We start from the raw sequence: 14,858 nt of genomic DNA, 5'->3' as shown, positions 1-14,858 counted from the left end.
GTTGATTGTTTATTTAAAGACAAGCGGAATACGGAAGCGATTTTATTGGCTTTCAAAAGATTTTTTAAACATTTCCTTTGTAAGAAAGTCTTCTTCACCCTTATAAAAAACAGTTATTTGCCAATCCTCATCTTTCAACACCGGTAAATAGTAATAATCGCCTGTAAGAATAGAGCACTGCTTATAACAGTCCTTCAGAGCGTTGATTTTTGATTTGTATTCCACTGAGTCAAATTGGGCTTTATTTGATACGTTGACGCTCTTGACTTCGAAAAGGTGGTTAGAACCTTTCTTGTCTCTCATAATAAAGTCTGGATATGAAGAATGAATTCCATTCAGGTAGTATTCAAATTTAATTTCTGAGTTTTGAAGGTAGTTCTTCCCCCAAACATTTGATTGGAAAAGAGACCTCTTTTACTAACCCATTTTCATCTTTTGTCAAAAAAATCTACAGCAACGAAATCTTAAGGCTCAAACAGGCCTTAGGGTTCGGAATTATGTGTCTTCTTTGAAAAGTAAATAAACAACTTATCAACATGTTTTCATTGTTTTTAGTAAAAAAACACAATATGTAACATAAAAACTTGATTATAACATTTTAAAATGTTACATTTGATAGTGAATGTTATAATGAGTATTTAGATATGGCTTTTTTCTTCTTTTTTGACAATGAGAACATCTGCGATTTTGTAAAGAGCATTTTCCTTGAAAATGGTTTTGACTGCAATGTGGATATCGCTGTTCAACCCAAGGGCTTGCCTTTGTACATGGTGAAAAATCGTGGGTTCTTTAATGCTTGCGTAGAGGGAGTCCGTTTTGTTGTTGTCGCTGTCCTTGGCGAAGAATCCTTTGATGCAGAAGCTTTGGCAAGGCAGATTAAAAAGTACGAACAAGTTTTGACGAGACCGGTGGCGTTTCTTTTTAAGAATTCTTCTAATGCGCAGCGTAAATCGTTGATTCAAGAGCGAGTTCCGTTCATTGCGCCGACATCCCTGATTTACCTTCCGTTTTTGGGAGTGGCTTTGCAAAACCAGAACCGCGCTGCGGGTGTGCGGAACGAAGACGATAATGACCTTCCTAAAAAAATGACACCTCAGGGGCAGCAGCTTTTTTTGTACATGTTGTACAAAGTGAAAGACTCTTATGTGACCAAGGCGCGAGCCGCTCAGGAAACAGGTTTAAATGCAATGGCAGTATCCAGGTATTCTCGGGAACTGGAAAAACTTGGGCTGGTGCGATTGCAGGAGAATGGCCGGTCGATTCTGATGACTTGCTCGGACAATGGAACGAGCCTGGTTGAAAAAGCAAAACCCTATTTGATAAATCCCATAAAAAAGCGAATCATTGTAACAAAGGATAACTTGAAGGAAACATTCCCGAAGGCCGGTGAGTCGGCTCTTTCTGCAAAAACTATGTTGACCACTCCGCGTATTGATGCGTATGCCTGTCAAAAAAAGGATTTACCCCCAAGTGTCATTGATTACACTGCTGGTTTGAGGTGGTTCAGCAAATTGGAACTGGTTGAAGTTCAGATATGGAGTTATAATCCCTCGCTGTTTGCCGTAGATGGCGTTGTCGATCCCCTTTCTTTGTATATGTCGTTGAAAGAATCCAAGGATGAACGAGTGGTTGGATGCCTTGAAGAAATGATGGAGACCGTACAATGGTAAATGGCCTTGAAAAGTTTCGTGAAAAATTCGAAAAATTTAATGACGAATATGTCGTCATCGGCGGGACCGCTTGCTCTATCCTGATGGAAGACGCCGGATTGAAGTTTCGCTCAACGAAAGATGTCGATATGGTGTTGGTTGTTGATGCCCAAAGGTATGTTGAATTTGGAAAAACTTTTTGGGATTTTATTAAAGAAGGCCAATATACATGTGGTGAGCAAAAAAGAGCGAAAACGTGCTTCTATCGATTTACCGATCCTCAAGTCGGATATCCTTCAATGATAGAATTGCTCTCTAAAAGCACAGATCCTTTAGTTATTCCTGGGGATGTTAGGCGAGTCCCAATAGCGGAAGATGTATCCAGTTTGTCTGCGATTATTCTTGACGAAAGCTATTACAATCTTTTAAGCGAAGGCTGTGATGTTTTGAATGGCATTAGAGTTCTTAAGCCGGAGTATTTGATTCTGTATAAAATGAAAGCTAGGATGAACTTGAAAGAATCAAAAGAAAAAGGTGAACACGTCAATACAGATGATTACAAGAAGCATAAGAACGATGTGTTTAGACTTTTGCCACTGTTGCCTGTGGATTTGAAAATCAACTTGCCTGAGAAAATCCAACATGACGTAGAGACTTTCTTGGATTCCATGAAAGAAGAAGTCATTGATTCTCAAATTTTAGGTGACGGCATGACCAAGGAAGAAGCCTTGGATATGCTGCGAAAGATTTTTTCTGACAATCCACAAAATGCATGATTTGTGGACTTTAGATGTGAATGCGCTTGAAAAATTGGAGCGTTGAGGAAATTCAACAATGCTAAGGTTTCCTCAGTAATTAAACTGCTTTGAGCTACTAGCATTGTTGATCGTTTTCTTCGCACCAAAAGATATTTCTTAATAAAAGAAAGATCTTTTTTCTATGGAATACCGAATGTATTATGACTTTATATTTTTTTTTCGAAAAATTAGTAGTATTCTTCGACTTCCTCTCTAGAAGGCGCTTGGTATATTGGATAATCTGTTATCTTAGAAAAACAAATTGTCTTCTGGTGAATTTTTGAAATGTGATCCATTGCGACTTTTCCGCCTGATGTGATTTCCTTTCCTATGATAAAACCTTTATTTATCCCTTTAACATCCATATACATGAAAAGTTGATAAACTTCTAATGCGGATACAGAACCTGTTTTTAATTCCCAAGCGTCACCATCCGCAAATATATCGATAAAACCTTCTATTCCATCAATAGAATACTCTCTGACAACATCTTTTTTGGGACCAATAGCAGGATTTGTTTTAAGCCAATCTGCAAGGCGATCTCTAAGCAATCTTTCTGGAATTTCCTCTGAGTGGCTGATGCGCTTAAGATAATCGTGTGATTTCTTGTTTGGACCAGGTTGTTCTCCATTAAGAATTTTGCGCACTTGGTTTATTAAATCATTAAAAGCGTCGTCTTGAATCATTAAATTTTTAGTAATGGCTGTCTGAAAACCAGAAATCAATTCGATTTCTCCACGGATTAGATTGAAATGATTATGACGAGCTTCAATGATTCCTAGTTCGCTTAACTGATGAAATAAAATTACACGATCATGGAAAATAATATCAAATCCCTGATTTTTTATTGATACATGATAGGGAGCGAATTTTGTAGGCTTCTCAAGTCCTAACTCTTCGTATTCATCATCATTTGATGGTGCGTATCCAAACGTTAATCGTGCTTTCCAAGAAGTTCCCTTTAGTTCAAAATTGGAGAACACAGGTTCATTTCGTCTAGTATTTGGACTAAAATATATGGGTTTTTCTTCGGTTATAAACCATTCATTCTGAATAGAGTTTGTATCAACATTGAATATCCTAATAACGAGCTTCATTATAGGAGCATCTGTTTTTAGAAATCTTCTATAACGTGCACCTAAATAATGAGTTATGCTTCTGGAAATATTTGTTTGATTGGTGTCGACTATTGGCTTAAGTTTTTCTACGCATATTTCTGTACCATATGGTTGATCCCAATCTATTTCAAAAATGTCAATAGGCCCAAAGCCCAAACGATTAACGAAACACGCTTTTTCTTGGTTCTTTGTTTTAGTGCAGATATATTTGAGTTTTCCTAGAGCGGCAATAGCTTGCTTCATTCCAAGACCATGTTCGTTCAAACTATTTTCGGTTTGTATTTTTCCTGGGGAGAGGGCGTCTCCTAAGTTATCTCGAGAAATCCCTTTCGCATTGTCGTTGTAAGTAAACAGAAGTTTGTTGCCGTTGTTATCAACATTTAGCGTGATAATTATATTTAAAAGTTCCGTTTTTTCTCGTGCTGCAATGGAATTATCGATAAGTTCAGAAAGTAAATCCTTATAATCATAAGAATTCTTCCCTAATTCATCAAAAAGTGCATCTGAAGGTATTACTTCAATCGTTGTCTGAATTTTGGTTGCCGTTGAAATATCAATCATATTATCTCGTCCTTCTAAGAAAGTTTTCTGTGATAAAGTGCGTTGACGATTTTGTTCTTTAAGAAAAATAATAAAAAATGTACTGAAAGTTGAAGAGTGCGGGGGCGTTGTTAGGTTAATACCAGTTGGCTTTGTTCCTTTATTTGAAGATTTATTTTGAAAATGATATTAACTTGTCGGAAGAGATGTGTTGTTTTAGGAAGAAACAGAATGTAGAACCTGTTTTTACTTATGCCTTGGTTGGATATGATAGAATGGAATCTGAAGTTGGGAATCGCGATATCATGTAAGCTTCTAGACTGGAAGTTTTCGAGTTGATTAATGTGAATAGGTTAGAAAATCTCGCAAAAGCTTAGCATTCTGAAATCATCCCAACAGGTGAATAGAATGATATTCTCTGCTTCATTGGAATAGAAATTAGAGACGAATCTCAAAAAATCCGGTCGTTCAGCTTTGCTTTCGCAAAGCTGAACTATGTCATACTAAATATAAAAAAGCGTTTTGCGAAACGAATGATATTTTCGATATTTGTTTGTATTTACTTAAAAATTTTGCATATTGTGGTAAGGAGGTTTTGTATGCCGTGTATTCTGCCTGTGTCTGATTTGCGAAACTATAACGAGGTCCTTCAGAATGTTTCTGAGGAGTCTCCTGTGTTGGCCGCCGAGCATAAGTTGCAAAAATCGTTGGAAGAGGGAGAACGATCTGCGAAGGAATCTGGCTGGCTGTCGGCTGCAGACGTGCGTGCAAAGTACGAGGTCTAAATGGCCTCAACAATGAAAAACTGGTATTTTTTGAAAATCTTGTGATTATGGAGCTGGATGCTTAACTCCCAGAGCTTCATTCAGGCTGCCGGTGCGGTAGCCTTTTTTGTCGAGATGAACTTCTGCAAAACCTAGACTTTTGAGGGTCTGGATGATAAGTTCTTGATTTGTTTTGAACAGGTCGAATTGCTCGGGAAGAATTTCGATGGAGGCGGTAAGGACCGTTGCGGGGGAGGCCTCGCGGCAGCGCACTCTGTATTGCACGAAACCTAAATCCTGCAGGAATTTTTCGGCGGTTTCGACCAACTGCAATTTTTGTCTTGTAATGATTTGACCGTAGGGTATGCGGCTGGCGAGGCAGGCGAATGAGGGCTTGTTTGCGGTGGGGAGGTTGAGTTCCTGGGAGAGTTCGCGGATTTCTGATTTGGAGAGACCGGCTTCTCGCAGGGGGCTCTTGACGGAAAGTTCTGCGATGGCTTTCATGCCGGGGCGGTAATCCCCTTCGTCATCTTTGTTACTTCCTTCGCAGACGACGAAGTTTACGCTCTGATTCTTTAACTCTGCGTATGATTTTGCTGAGTTTTCGTTCTCGCTGGAGAGACCTGCGCCGAACATTTTGCGGGCGGTTTCGATGACGGCAGAAAAAATTTGCCTTTTGCAGATGTAGCAGCGGTTAGGCGGATTTTCTGCGAATCCCGGCACGGACATTTCGTCGTGAATGATGAATTGGTGGCAAATGTTTTCGCGTTTGCAGAATGCGTCTGCTTCGTCCATTTCCGCCGCGGGAACCAGGAGGGACTTTACCGTAATGGCGATGGCGTTATCGCCTAAGGTATCGTGAGCTACTTTCAGAAGGAACGTGGAATCTACGCCGCTGGAATAGGCGATGGCCACTTTGCCATAGCTGCGGAGAATTTCCTGAAGACGTTCTTTCTTTTCTTGTAGATTCATGAGACCCTTTTTTGCGACTTTTAAGAACTGCGCGGGCTGCAAGTTGTGTGTAGGCTGCGATTTATAAAAACGTTGCTGATACTTTAAACTTTAGAATTTTGCGTTGGCTTTGGTCGCGTCGGAAACTTCGCGGTAGGTGACACCGTTTTCTTCGGCCACTTTCTTGACGCTGTCAAATTCCGGCTTGTACTTTATGATGTCGCCCAGCTCGCATTTCTTGACGGTGACGGTTCCGTAAGGTGTTGCAATGTCTGCGAAACTGCGGTTCATGCAGGTGCGACTTACGGGATAACGCCTGAGGCCAACTGTCGTTGTGTGGCGGAAAATTGCGGTTTCAATTTGCGGTAACTTTTCTTCGTCGGCAAGAACTCGCAGGATCACTGCGGGGCGGTTCTTTTTCATGTAGCAGGGAATGTAATGAACGTCGCGAGCGCCGGCTTCGAAGATCTTTTCCATGGCCAGTCCCAATTCTTCGGGACTTTGATCATCGATGTTACATTCGATCATGAAAATATTTTCGCCATCTGCGTCGCGAACTTCAACATCTTCAATAATCTGTGCCCGCAGGAAATTGGCTCTTCCGAAATCTCGCTTTCCAAGGCCGATGCCTGTCTTTAAAATCTTGTACTGTTCCGGAAGCTTTTCGCTGGTGCGTAGTGCGGCCACAACGCCGATGCCTGTGGGGGTGACCATCTCGCCCTTGGTGTCGGTAACGTGGAGGGCAATGCCTGCGGCTTCTGCAATGCTTGCCACAGCGGGAACGGGAATGGGGAGCATTCCGTGTTGAGTTTGCACAAATCCGAAGCCTTCGTTAAGCCCTGTCACCACGCACTTTTCAATGCCAAAATTTTCTCGCAGGTCGTCAACAAGAACGGCCACCGCCATAATGTCGACGATGGAATCGATGGCACCAACTTCGTGGAAGTGAACGTCCTCTACTGCGACACCGTGGGCTTTGGCTTCGGCCTCGGCGATAATGCGGAAAATTTTCTTGGAGATGTCCAGGGCGTTGCTAGAAAATGCGGGTGCGGCAGGATTGTGTTCTGCGCAATGTCCAGCAGCATGTTCTAGAATGTGGTAAACTTCTGCCAGGTGGCGGTGCTCATGGTGATGACCATGTTCGTGATGATACCCTTCGCAATGATCATGATGGTGCTCGTGATTATGCTCGTGGTGATATTCCACGTAACCTTCTTCGTGAGCATCTATGTGGTCGGCGCTTTCTTCACCGTGATGGGTGTGGACATGAACATCAAAGTTCATCCCTGCGATGCTGTAGGAATTGCCCCTTTCAATATGACAATGCATTCCTTCCAGGTGCATGGCGTGAATGGCGGACTCCAGTCTTTCGCGGGATGCGCCTAAGTCCAGCAAGGCGGCAACGGTCATGTCTCCGCTGATACCACAAGATCCATCAAGATAAAGATATTTCATAATTCTTCAAGTCCGCGGCGCTCTCAGTCGCATTGAAATTTTTGATTCGTCTGTGTTTTACTTTTTGATGCGTAACATTCTCACTGCACTGACGGCGGCGCCATAACCGTTGTCGATGTTCACTACGGAAACCCCTTCTGCGCATGTGTTCAGCATGGTCAAAAGCGGGCTCAGTCCGTTGAAGGATGCTCCGTAGCCAACAGAGGTTGGAACTGCAATCACGGGGGCTTTTGTAAGTCCTGCGATAACGCCTGCCAATGCGCCTTCCATGCCTGCGACAGCAATAATGACATCGGCCTTGCGGATTTCATCCATCTTTGAAAGAAGTCGGTGAATGCCTGCGATGCCTACGTCAAAGTGGCGCTCAACCTTGGCTCCGAAAAATTCTGCGGTCTGGGCGGCTTCTTCGGCGATGGGCAAGTCGGCGGTTCCTGCACAACATACGGCTACGGAATCTTTAAGTGAACGGCCTGCTCTCGCGACTTTCGCATTCGCAGATCTTTTTGCGGTCCTCTTAACCTTCATGGTCAAGATTCTGGAAGTCTCGTCGTAACGAATTGCCGGTGCGTCCGTAGCCCCGCTTTTACCAGGCGTGCCATTCAACATTTCTTGTACAAAATTAGCTTGTTCCTTAGTGCATTTTGTCCCCAGTACAGAACACCCGTTTTTGACGAAGGTTTCAAGAATCTTTAACAGCTGTTCCTTAGTCTTGCCGGGGCAGAAAATGGCCTCGCTGGTACCGGTTCGGTTCTCGCGGCTTACATCCAGCTTTGCAAAACCGATATCGTCAAACTTTTCATCTTTCATACCCTAAATATACAATCTAGAGTTTACTCTAACACAAGAGATAAAAAATCTTTTTTGCATAAAATGATTTTTTTCGGTCCTACTACCTAGTAGAATAAAGTCTAATAAAATGTTTGTCGCAAATGTAATTGGGTGCTATGAGGCTACCCCTAACTATGAAAAATTGGGCTATGGAAATAACTATATTTTTCATGTTGCAATTTGACATTCTTCCGTGGCTCATAGTTGATTGATCATGAAAAAAATACTACTAATCATTACTTGCTTGTTTTTGTGGAATTGCGGAAATTGTGGTCACGCCAAGAGTTATTATATATTTGTGGAGAAAAGATCGAAAATAGTCAAGTTCGACAGTACCTTTGTGAAGGTTGCCGATATTACTGGGGGAAACATAGACCTGAATTCGGAGGGAATTTTGGAAAGGTACTTTGAAATGATCCAAGTTTATTTGGATAGTACCAAATATGGAAAGACTCTCCCCAAAAAAGTAACGGGGACGTTTTTTAAAGGGCAAGAAGAAGTTGTAATTGATTCTGCAAATATCTACACTAGGGAGACTGTCCTTGGAGCGGGAATATTTGTACAGCAAAAAATTATCGGAGATGAAACTCGATTGAAATTGGTAATCTACAAAGATAATGAAGATTCTGAGCCTTTGATTTTGGAGTTCGATATTGAGCAAAACAGTTGGAAGGAAAGACGTTCTAGCTGCCTTGCTGAATATCTTCTATTATAATGCTTGTTTTAACTTTTGGTGTATCGTAGATGATTGGTCTAACCTAATTTTTTGAGGGTTTAGACCTTTTTTTAGAAAAAGTTCTTGCATTAGAGTTGACTCTAGGTATTATATTTCAAGTGATAAATATTTTAATACAGGAGTACTTATGTGCTGTTTTGTCGCCCCCATGGCTGAAGCCATCGTTACCACCGTCACCACCATTGTTTTGGAACAGACCGACAAGTCTGCCAAGCAGGGTGCTGATCTTCAGGTTGCTACCAAGAAACAGGCTGTCTGCAAGAATCTGAAGGTCCTTTCTAAAATGCTTTGGGGCGGTTCTGTTCTGTTGGCTTTCGAACATGTCTGGCACGGCGAACTGCAAGCCTTCTACCCCTTCCTTACAGCTGCTTCCAGCCCCGAGGCAATGAGCCAGATGTGGCATGAAGTCGCTACCGTGGGTACATCCATGGCGGGCCTTGTTACGGTGGCCTGGGCCGCTCTCATGGCTGTCCGCAGCAAGTTCCACAAGGCTGTTCCTGCAGAAGTCGAGGCTCACAAGTAATGACTTTGCTCATAACCATTTTTGCAGCGATTTTCTGCACCGTGCTCTGGTACCGCGATGTCGAAAACAAGATGCGTCTTTCTCCCTTGTGCTACATGTACTGGGGCGCATCCCTCATGTGGTTCGTGGATGCCATTTTTGAATATGCAGAACTTCGTGCTGAATTTTTCACCCCGGCTGCAGGCGACATGCTGAATGACGCCTTCCTGGGTTTCTCCGCTGTGGCGTTTGGCCTTGTGATTTGGCTTGCCATGCTCCTCATTAAAGACCCCAAGGGTCGTTTCCATAAGGTGGCTTAAATGGATCGTCGTGATTTTATAAAGACTGTAGGCTCTGCTGCTTTGATCAGCGCCATGGCTACTCCCGTTTTTGGCAAGCCCAAGAACCAGGAAGTGAAGGAAGCCGGCAAGGATGTTTCCAACGTCTATTTTACCAAGGATCTTTCTGCCGAAGGTCTCATCAAGTTGTACAACAAGGTGAACCAGAATATTTCCGGCAAGGTGGCCATCAAGGTTCACACCGGTGAAAAGAACGGCCCCAACATTTTGCCCCGCGAATGGGTGAAGGCTGTGCAGGCCCTGATTCCCAATTCCAACATTGTGGAAACCAACACTTACTACCATCCCAGCGACCGCGATACTACCGAAAAGCATCGCGAGACTTTGAAGGTAAACGGCTGGACTTTCTGCCCCGTGGACATCATGGACGAAGAAGGTACGGTGATGCTACCTGTTCCTGGCGGCAAGCACTTTAAGGAAATGAGCATGGGCGGCCATATCGTGAATTACGATTCCATGGTGGTGCTGACCCACTTCAAGGGCCATACCATGGGTGGTTTCGGCGGTTCCCTCAAGAACATCGCCATCGGCTGTGCCGACGCCAATGTGGGCAAGAAGATGATTCACGAAAAGATGGAAGATCCGGATTACAATGCAAAGCCGGAACTTTACCCCAAGTGGAGCAACAGCGGCAAGCGCTTCATGGAAGCCATGGCTGAATCCGGCAAGGCAACCGTCAATCACTTTAAGGGCAAGATGTGCTTTATCAATGTGCTGCGCCGTATGTCTGTGGACTGCGACTGTGCTGGCGTTGGCGCTGCTGAACCCACTTGCCGCGACATCGGTATCCTTGCTTCCACCGATATTCTCGCTGTGGACCAGGCCAGCGTAGACATGGTTTACAAGCTGCCCATTGGCGAACTGAAGGATATCAAGGAACGTATCGAAACTCGCGAAGGCTTGCATCAGCTCCCTGCCATGGAAGCTCTGAAGATGGGCAACCGTAAGTATCGTATTATTGAACTCTAATAAGAAGGCCGTTATGGATCGTCGTGATTTTCTGAAGGCTTCTGCAGGTGCCGTTGCTGTGGCTGGTCTTGCAAGTGCTGCAAACGCCGCTAACGCTGCTCCTGCAAAAACCTCCAAGGAGGACAAGGTGTCTACCGTCTATTTTACCAAGGATCTCAGTGCCGCTGGCGTTCTGAAACTTTACGAAAAGGTGAAGCAGAACATCTCTGGCAAGGTGGCCATCAAGCTCCACACTGGCGAACCCAACGGCCCTAACATTATTCCCCGCGAATGGGATGAAGCCTTGCAGAAGGCCATTCCTAACAGCACCATCGTAGAGACCAACACTCTTTACCAGGGTGGACGTTATACTACTGCAGACCACCGCAAGGCTCTGGAAGTCAATGGCTTCACCAAGTTTACGGTCGTTGACATTATGGACGAAGACGGCGAAACTCCCATTCCTGTGAAGGACGGCTATTGGCTGAAGGAATTGCATGTTGGCAAGCACATGCTGAACTACGATTCCATGGTGGTGTTCACCCACTTCAAGGGTCATGCCATGGGCGGCTTCGGCGGCTCCATGAAGAACATCGCTATCGGCTGTGCCGGCGGTCAGATTGGTAAGCGCGAAGTCCACCTGAATACTTCCGACGTGAACGCCTCTGCCGACTGGATTATGGGTGCCAAGTTCATGGAACTGATGGGCGATTCCGCCAAGGCTACCTGCGATCATTTCAAGGGCAAGATGTGCTTCATCAACGTGTTACGCCGTATGTCCGTGGACTGCGACTGCGCTGGCACAAGCGCCGCGGAACCCACCTGCCGTGACATCGGTATCCTTGCCTCTACCGACATTCTTGCAGTGGACCAGGCTAGCATCGACATGGTCTACAAGCTTCCTCCCAAGGAACTTGCCGACCTGAAGGAACGAATCGAGTCCCGTGAAGGCTTGCATCAGCTTGACGCTATGGAACACCATAAGATGGGTAACCGCAAGTACAAACTGGTGGAAGTTTTGTAACTTTCCATTGAACGTAATTTTTTATAAAGCGCCGAGGTTCCCATGTCTCTTGGAATTCCAGAAATCATCTTGATTGTTGTTGTGGTTTTGCTGCTGTTTGGTGGCAAGCGCATTCCTGAACTGGCCCGCTCTCTTGGCCGTGCCCAGCACGAATACAAGAAGGCAAAGGACGCCCTGAAGGAAGAAGCAGAAGACCTGCAGAAGACTGTCGAAAAAGTCGGCGAAGCTGAAGCGAAAAAGGAACAGGGCTAAAGCCCTTTGAGGTCGCTTCGCTTTGAGCTGTGAGGGACGGAGGCTTTGCCTCCTTGAGGTGGAAAAAATGAACCTCAAAGGCGAGAATCGCCGACCTCATACCTCAAAGGTGCGTAGCACCGAGCTCATACCTGCATGAAAAAAGAAGATCAGGAACAGACGTTGGTCTCTCACTTGGAGGCCTTGCGTACGGCGCTGATTCACTGTTTTGTGGCGCTAGGCATCGGGATTATCCCGATGTTTTTGTTGTCTTCTTACATTCTTGATTGGTTCAGCGCGGAACTTGTGGCTCAGAGCGGCGCGACCCTTCATTACTTCTCACCCATGGAAGTATTCTTGCTGCAGTTGAAAATTGCGGCTCTGACGGATTGCGTTGTCTGTTCTCCTTACATTGCCTGGAATCTTTGGAAATTTATTCTGCCAGGTCTCTATGAAAATGAACGAAAATTTGTTCGTTCCATTGTGTGGATGACTAGCGGGCTTTTTATTTCGGGAGTGGTGTTCTGCCTGGGAATTTGCTTTCCGCTGGTGGTGCGCTTCGGCATGAGCTTCGAAAGTGCAAACCTGCAGCCGATTTTTGGCGTAGAGAACATCGTCACTTTGGCATTATGGCTGTCCCTTGCCTTTGGATGCATGTTCCAGTTCCCGTTGGTGACTTACGCTCTGATTCGCTCTGGCGTTGTTTATTACGAAACAGTCTGTCACACACGCCCTTATGTGGTGGTGGGCATCCTTGTGTTGGCTGCCTTGCTGACTCCGCCGGATATTATTAGCCAGCTGATTCTTGGTGCTCCTACTTACTTGCTTTTCGAAGCAGGCCTGCTTGCTGCACGAAAGTATAAAGGCGAACAGTTCAAGGAATGTAATGAAGAAAATTCGCCTGTTCATGTGGAACCAAAAAATCAAGAATCGCGCAACACCCAAGATTCTCAGGACGATGTGGATTTTACGAAAGCGTCTTCTCCATACCAGGTGGGTACGGAACGAAACGCAAACGACTGGAAACCATTTTAAAATTGAGGTGACAAGATGAAAGTTTTATTGATTAACGGAAGCCCCCGCAAGAACGGCAACACTTTTACCGCCCTGAACGAGGCTGCAGAACAGCTGAAGAAGAACGGCATTGACAGCGAAATCGTATGGATCGGCAATAAGGCCGTTCGCGGTTGCATCGCCTGTAACGTCTGCAAGACCAAGGGAAATTGCCGCTGCGCCTTTGACGAAGACATCTGTAACGAAGTCATCGCCAAGATGGAAACCAGCGACGCCTTGATCGTCGGTTCTCCGGTTTATTGGGGCCAGCCCAACGGTTCCGTACTTTCCCTGATCCAGCGCATGGCTTACGCTGCCGGCGCTCATTTCCAGGGCAAACCCGCCGCCGCTGTTTGCTGCTGCCGCCGCGGTGGTGCAACTGCTGCGTTCCAGACTTTGCAAATGCCTTTCCAGATGCTGAACATGCCTATCGTTACTTCCCAGTACTGGAACATCGCCTACGGCCGTGCCGAAGCGGAATCCGCCCAGGATACAGAAGGCATGCAGACCATGCGCACGCTGGCAAACAACATGGCGTTCATGCTTAAGAAGTTCGCCACCGGTACCGCAGAGGTTGAAGCCAAGGAACCCTGGCAGCCAATGAACTTTGTGCGATAAGATTCAGCTTTTCGCCCTAGCACATAGATTCATTTTTTGAAAAGTCACCCGCTGAAAATGCGAGGCGATTTTTTTGCGTCTTACCCCTTGACCTTGAGTTAACTCTAGATGTTATATTGGAGGGTATGAAAAAGCTTTTACTGAAAATCCTGCCAATCTTTATTCTTGCAAATATGACTTACGCTCAGAAGCCCATCGATACCCATTCACACATGATTCCGAAATCCTATCGTGATTATCTGGTAAAACATGACGCCCTTCTTGATGAAGATTTTCCCATTCCCCAGTGGAGTCTTGAAAAGCATATCAAGTTTATGGATGCCGCCGGCATACAGACTTCCGTTTTAACATTGCCTGCGCCGCAACCTTGGCTTGGTGACAGCGTTGAAAGCGCTCAGCTGATCCGCAAAATAAATGAGGAAATGGCTGAAGTGAAGGCTATACATAAAGGCCGATTCCTTTTCTGTGTCACCTTGCCATTGCCTGATGTCGATGCAGCTATTCGCGAAGCCATTTATGCTCTTGACACCTTGCACGCCGATGGCGTTTAGCTAGCCTCTAATAGCCGCGGGCTTTATTTGGGAGATCCCGCGCTTGACCCACTTATGAAGGTGCTGAATGAACGTGGGGCGGTTATCATTTCCCACCCTCACAAGCCTTCTGCCGTAAATAAGGAATTGACTTCTGTTGTGCCGCTGGCTTCCTACGAATATCTGGCGGAAACCTCTCGGGCGGTGTTGAATATGGTGGGCCACAACATTACGGTTCGGTTCCCGAAGTTGAAAATCGTGGTGCCCCACTGCGGTTCTTTCTTGCCGCTGGCCGTGCCTCGCATGCAAAGCCTGATGCCCGTCATGAATAACGTCGGGTATTTGAAAGGCGTCGACATCGCAAAGAATTTGGAAGCTTTCTACTACGACTTGGCTGGGGCCGCAACTCCAGAAACTATTCGTGAACTTTTGACGATTACCACCCCCGACCATCTGCTTTATGGAACGGATTATCCCTACGTCGCTGAACCTGTTCTGATAAAGAACTTATCTATTCTAAAGAAAAACCTGCAAGAAATTGTTTCTCAAAATGTAGAACAGGTCCTGTACAAAAATGCGCAGAACCTGTTTGAGAAGTAATTGATTTTTAGGCTCTTCATCAACATGTGTGGGTGGCTTCGCCACCCTTTTTTGTTGACATTCGCCTAAATTAAACAAAAAATGGGCTATTTTCTAAAATTTAATCGCCAAAAAAAACAGAAGAAAAAGCCCATGTCAAAATTATACAAATCCAT

The 14,858-nt window shown here is 45.0% G+C and carries 16 protein-coding genes and 1 pseudogene; 12 read left to right on the top strand and 5 right to left on the bottom strand.

The features are described 5' to 3' along the window. Window positions 1–42: 42 nt before the first annotated feature. The gene (locus BUB38_RS04135; protein ID WP_073157472.1) at window positions 43–303 is read right to left on the bottom strand and encodes a hypothetical protein; all 261 of its coding nucleotides are present in this window, start codon (window positions 301–303) and stop codon (window positions 43–45) included. Window positions 304–644: 341 nt separating this feature from the next. Here BUB38_RS04135 and BUB38_RS04130 point away from each other — a divergent pair, with 341 nt between their 5' ends. Both BUB38_RS04130 and BUB38_RS04125 read left to right on the top strand, forming a co-directional pair. Continuing rightward, entirely contained in the window at window positions 645–1,670 is a 1,026-nt protein-coding gene (locus tag BUB38_RS04130) for a hypothetical protein (RefSeq protein ID WP_073157469.1), read from the top strand. Further along, window positions 1,664–2,425 carry a hypothetical protein gene (locus BUB38_RS04125; protein WP_073157467.1) on the top strand — a complete coding sequence of 254 codons (762 nt, stop codon included), beginning with the start codon at window positions 1,664–1,666 and terminating at the stop codon, window positions 2,423–2,425. The genes BUB38_RS04130 and BUB38_RS04125 overlap by 7 nt, the downstream gene beginning before the upstream one ends. A 209-nt stretch (window positions 2,426–2,634) precedes the next feature. Here BUB38_RS04125 and BUB38_RS04120 read toward each other — a convergent pair whose 3' ends face one another. Continuing rightward, a complete protein-coding gene (locus BUB38_RS04120; protein WP_083541904.1) occupies window positions 2,635–4,125 on the bottom strand; it encodes an ATP-binding protein in 1,491 nt (496 codons plus the stop codon). Window positions 4,126–4,703: 578 nt separating this feature from the next. On the opposite strand from BUB38_RS04120, the gene BUB38_RS04115 reads away from it, so the two are divergent. Then, on the top strand, window positions 4,704–4,889 hold the full coding sequence (locus BUB38_RS04115; RefSeq protein WP_073157911.1) for a hypothetical protein: 186 nt from the start codon (window positions 4,704–4,706) through the stop codon (window positions 4,887–4,889). A gap of 45 nt (window positions 4,890–4,934) precedes the next feature. Here the strand turns inward: BUB38_RS04115 and BUB38_RS04110 are convergent, their stop codons facing one another. From BUB38_RS04110 to larB, 3 genes are all read right to left on the bottom strand, one after another. Then, on the bottom strand, window positions 4,935–5,840 hold the full coding sequence (locus tag BUB38_RS04110) for an ATP-dependent sacrificial sulfur transferase LarE (protein WP_073157464.1): 906 nt from the start codon (window positions 5,838–5,840) through the stop codon (window positions 4,935–4,937). A 90-nt stretch (window positions 5,841–5,930) separates the two neighbouring features. Continuing rightward, on the bottom strand, window positions 5,931–7,274 hold the full coding sequence (gene larC, locus BUB38_RS04105; RefSeq protein WP_083541901.1) for a nickel pincer cofactor biosynthesis protein LarC: 1,344 nt from the start codon (window positions 7,272–7,274) through the stop codon (window positions 5,931–5,933). Window positions 7,275–7,331: 57 nt separating this feature from the next. Beyond that, window positions 7,332–8,081, bottom strand: coding sequence for a nickel pincer cofactor biosynthesis protein LarB (larB, locus tag BUB38_RS04100; RefSeq protein ID WP_083541899.1), 750 nt, complete (start codon window positions 8,079–8,081; stop codon window positions 7,332–7,334). 235 nt (window positions 8,082–8,316) lie between these two features. On the opposite strand from larB, the gene BUB38_RS04095 reads away from it, so the two are divergent. From BUB38_RS04095 to BUB38_RS16715, 9 genes and pseudogenes are all read left to right on the top strand, one after another. Continuing rightward, the gene (locus BUB38_RS04095) at window positions 8,317–8,817 is read left to right on the top strand and encodes a hypothetical protein (RefSeq protein ID WP_073283324.1); all 501 of its coding nucleotides are present in this window, start codon (window positions 8,317–8,319) and stop codon (window positions 8,815–8,817) included. A gap of 148 nt (window positions 8,818–8,965) precedes the next feature. After that, complete coding sequence (locus BUB38_RS04090; RefSeq protein WP_073157455.1) at window positions 8,966–9,361, top strand: hypothetical protein; 396 nt, start codon at window positions 8,966–8,968, stop codon at window positions 9,359–9,361. Then, entirely contained in the window at window positions 9,361–9,660 is a 300-nt protein-coding gene (locus BUB38_RS04085) for a hypothetical protein (RefSeq protein WP_073157452.1), read from the top strand. Before BUB38_RS04090 ends, BUB38_RS04085 begins: the two co-directional genes overlap by 1 nt. Continuing rightward, window positions 9,661–10,668: a DUF362 domain-containing protein gene (locus BUB38_RS04080; RefSeq protein ID WP_073157449.1), complete on the top strand. Its 1,008-nt coding sequence runs from the start codon at window positions 9,661–9,663 to the stop codon at window positions 10,666–10,668. 13 nt (window positions 10,669–10,681) lie between these two features. Continuing rightward, window positions 10,682–11,671: a DUF362 domain-containing protein gene (locus tag BUB38_RS04075; RefSeq protein ID WP_073157908.1), complete on the top strand. Its 990-nt coding sequence runs from the start codon at window positions 10,682–10,684 to the stop codon at window positions 11,669–11,671. 42 nt (window positions 11,672–11,713) lie between these two features. Beyond that, window positions 11,714–11,923, top strand: coding sequence for a Sec-independent protein translocase subunit TatA/TatB (locus tag BUB38_RS04070; RefSeq protein WP_073157447.1), 210 nt, complete (start codon window positions 11,714–11,716; stop codon window positions 11,921–11,923). A gap of 135 nt (window positions 11,924–12,058) precedes the next feature. Next, the gene (gene tatC / locus BUB38_RS04065) at window positions 12,059–12,937 is read left to right on the top strand and encodes a twin-arginine translocase subunit TatC (protein ID WP_073157444.1); all 879 of its coding nucleotides are present in this window, start codon (window positions 12,059–12,061) and stop codon (window positions 12,935–12,937) included. Window positions 12,938–12,952: 15 nt separating this feature from the next. Next, on the top strand, window positions 12,953–13,573 hold the full coding sequence (locus BUB38_RS04060) for a flavodoxin family protein (protein WP_073157441.1): 621 nt from the start codon (window positions 12,953–12,955) through the stop codon (window positions 13,571–13,573). Between the two features lie 125 nt (window positions 13,574–13,698). Continuing rightward, a pseudogene (locus tag BUB38_RS16715) lies at window positions 13,699–14,703 on the top strand (amidohydrolase family protein). Window positions 14,704–14,858 lie beyond the last annotated feature (155 nt).

It is taken from the genome of Fibrobacter sp. UWH5, from assembly GCF_900142505.1.
Lineage (GTDB): Bacteria > Fibrobacterota > Fibrobacteria > Fibrobacterales > Fibrobacteraceae > Fibrobacter.
Note: the sequence above shows the minus strand (reverse complement) of the source record. Positions and strands in the feature narration are given on the sequence as shown.

Excerpts from the sequence above, each read along its gene's own strand:
- BUB38_RS04135 (WP_073157472.1), bottom strand. The coding sequence starts at position 303 with ATGAGAGACAAGAAAGGTTCTAACCACCTTTTCGAAGTCAAGAGCGTC.
- BUB38_RS04130 (WP_073157469.1), top strand. The coding sequence starts at position 645 with ATGGCTTTTTTCTTCTTTTTTGACAATGAGAACATCTGCGATTTTGTA.
- BUB38_RS04125 (WP_073157467.1), top strand. The coding sequence starts at position 1,664 with ATGGTAAATGGCCTTGAAAAGTTTCGTGAAAAATTCGAAAAATTTAAT.
- BUB38_RS04120 (WP_083541904.1), bottom strand. The coding sequence starts at position 4,125 with ATGATTGATATTTCAACGGCAACCAAAATTCAGACAACGATTGAAGTA.
- BUB38_RS04115 (WP_073157911.1), top strand. The coding sequence starts at position 4,704 with ATGCCGTGTATTCTGCCTGTGTCTGATTTGCGAAACTATAACGAGGTC.
- BUB38_RS04110 (WP_073157464.1), bottom strand. The coding sequence starts at position 5,840 with ATGAATCTACAAGAAAAGAAAGAACGTCTTCAGGAAATTCTCCGCAGC.
- larC (WP_083541901.1), bottom strand. The coding sequence starts at position 7,274 with ATGAAATATCTTTATCTTGATGGATCTTGTGGTATCAGCGGAGACATG.
- larB (WP_083541899.1), bottom strand. The coding sequence starts at position 8,081 with ATGAAAGATGAAAAGTTTGACGATATCGGTTTTGCAAAGCTGGATGTA.
- BUB38_RS04095 (WP_073283324.1), top strand. The coding sequence starts at position 8,317 with ATGAAAAAAATACTACTAATCATTACTTGCTTGTTTTTGTGGAATTGC.
- BUB38_RS04090 (WP_073157455.1), top strand. The coding sequence starts at position 8,966 with ATGTGCTGTTTTGTCGCCCCCATGGCTGAAGCCATCGTTACCACCGTC.
- BUB38_RS04085 (WP_073157452.1), top strand. The coding sequence starts at position 9,361 with ATGACTTTGCTCATAACCATTTTTGCAGCGATTTTCTGCACCGTGCTC.
- BUB38_RS04080 (WP_073157449.1), top strand. The coding sequence starts at position 9,661 with ATGGATCGTCGTGATTTTATAAAGACTGTAGGCTCTGCTGCTTTGATC.
- BUB38_RS04075 (WP_073157908.1), top strand. The coding sequence starts at position 10,682 with ATGGATCGTCGTGATTTTCTGAAGGCTTCTGCAGGTGCCGTTGCTGTG.
- BUB38_RS04070 (WP_073157447.1), top strand. The coding sequence starts at position 11,714 with ATGTCTCTTGGAATTCCAGAAATCATCTTGATTGTTGTTGTGGTTTTG.
- tatC (WP_073157444.1), top strand. The coding sequence starts at position 12,059 with ATGAAAAAAGAAGATCAGGAACAGACGTTGGTCTCTCACTTGGAGGCC.
- BUB38_RS04060 (WP_073157441.1), top strand. The coding sequence starts at position 12,953 with ATGAAAGTTTTATTGATTAACGGAAGCCCCCGCAAGAACGGCAACACT.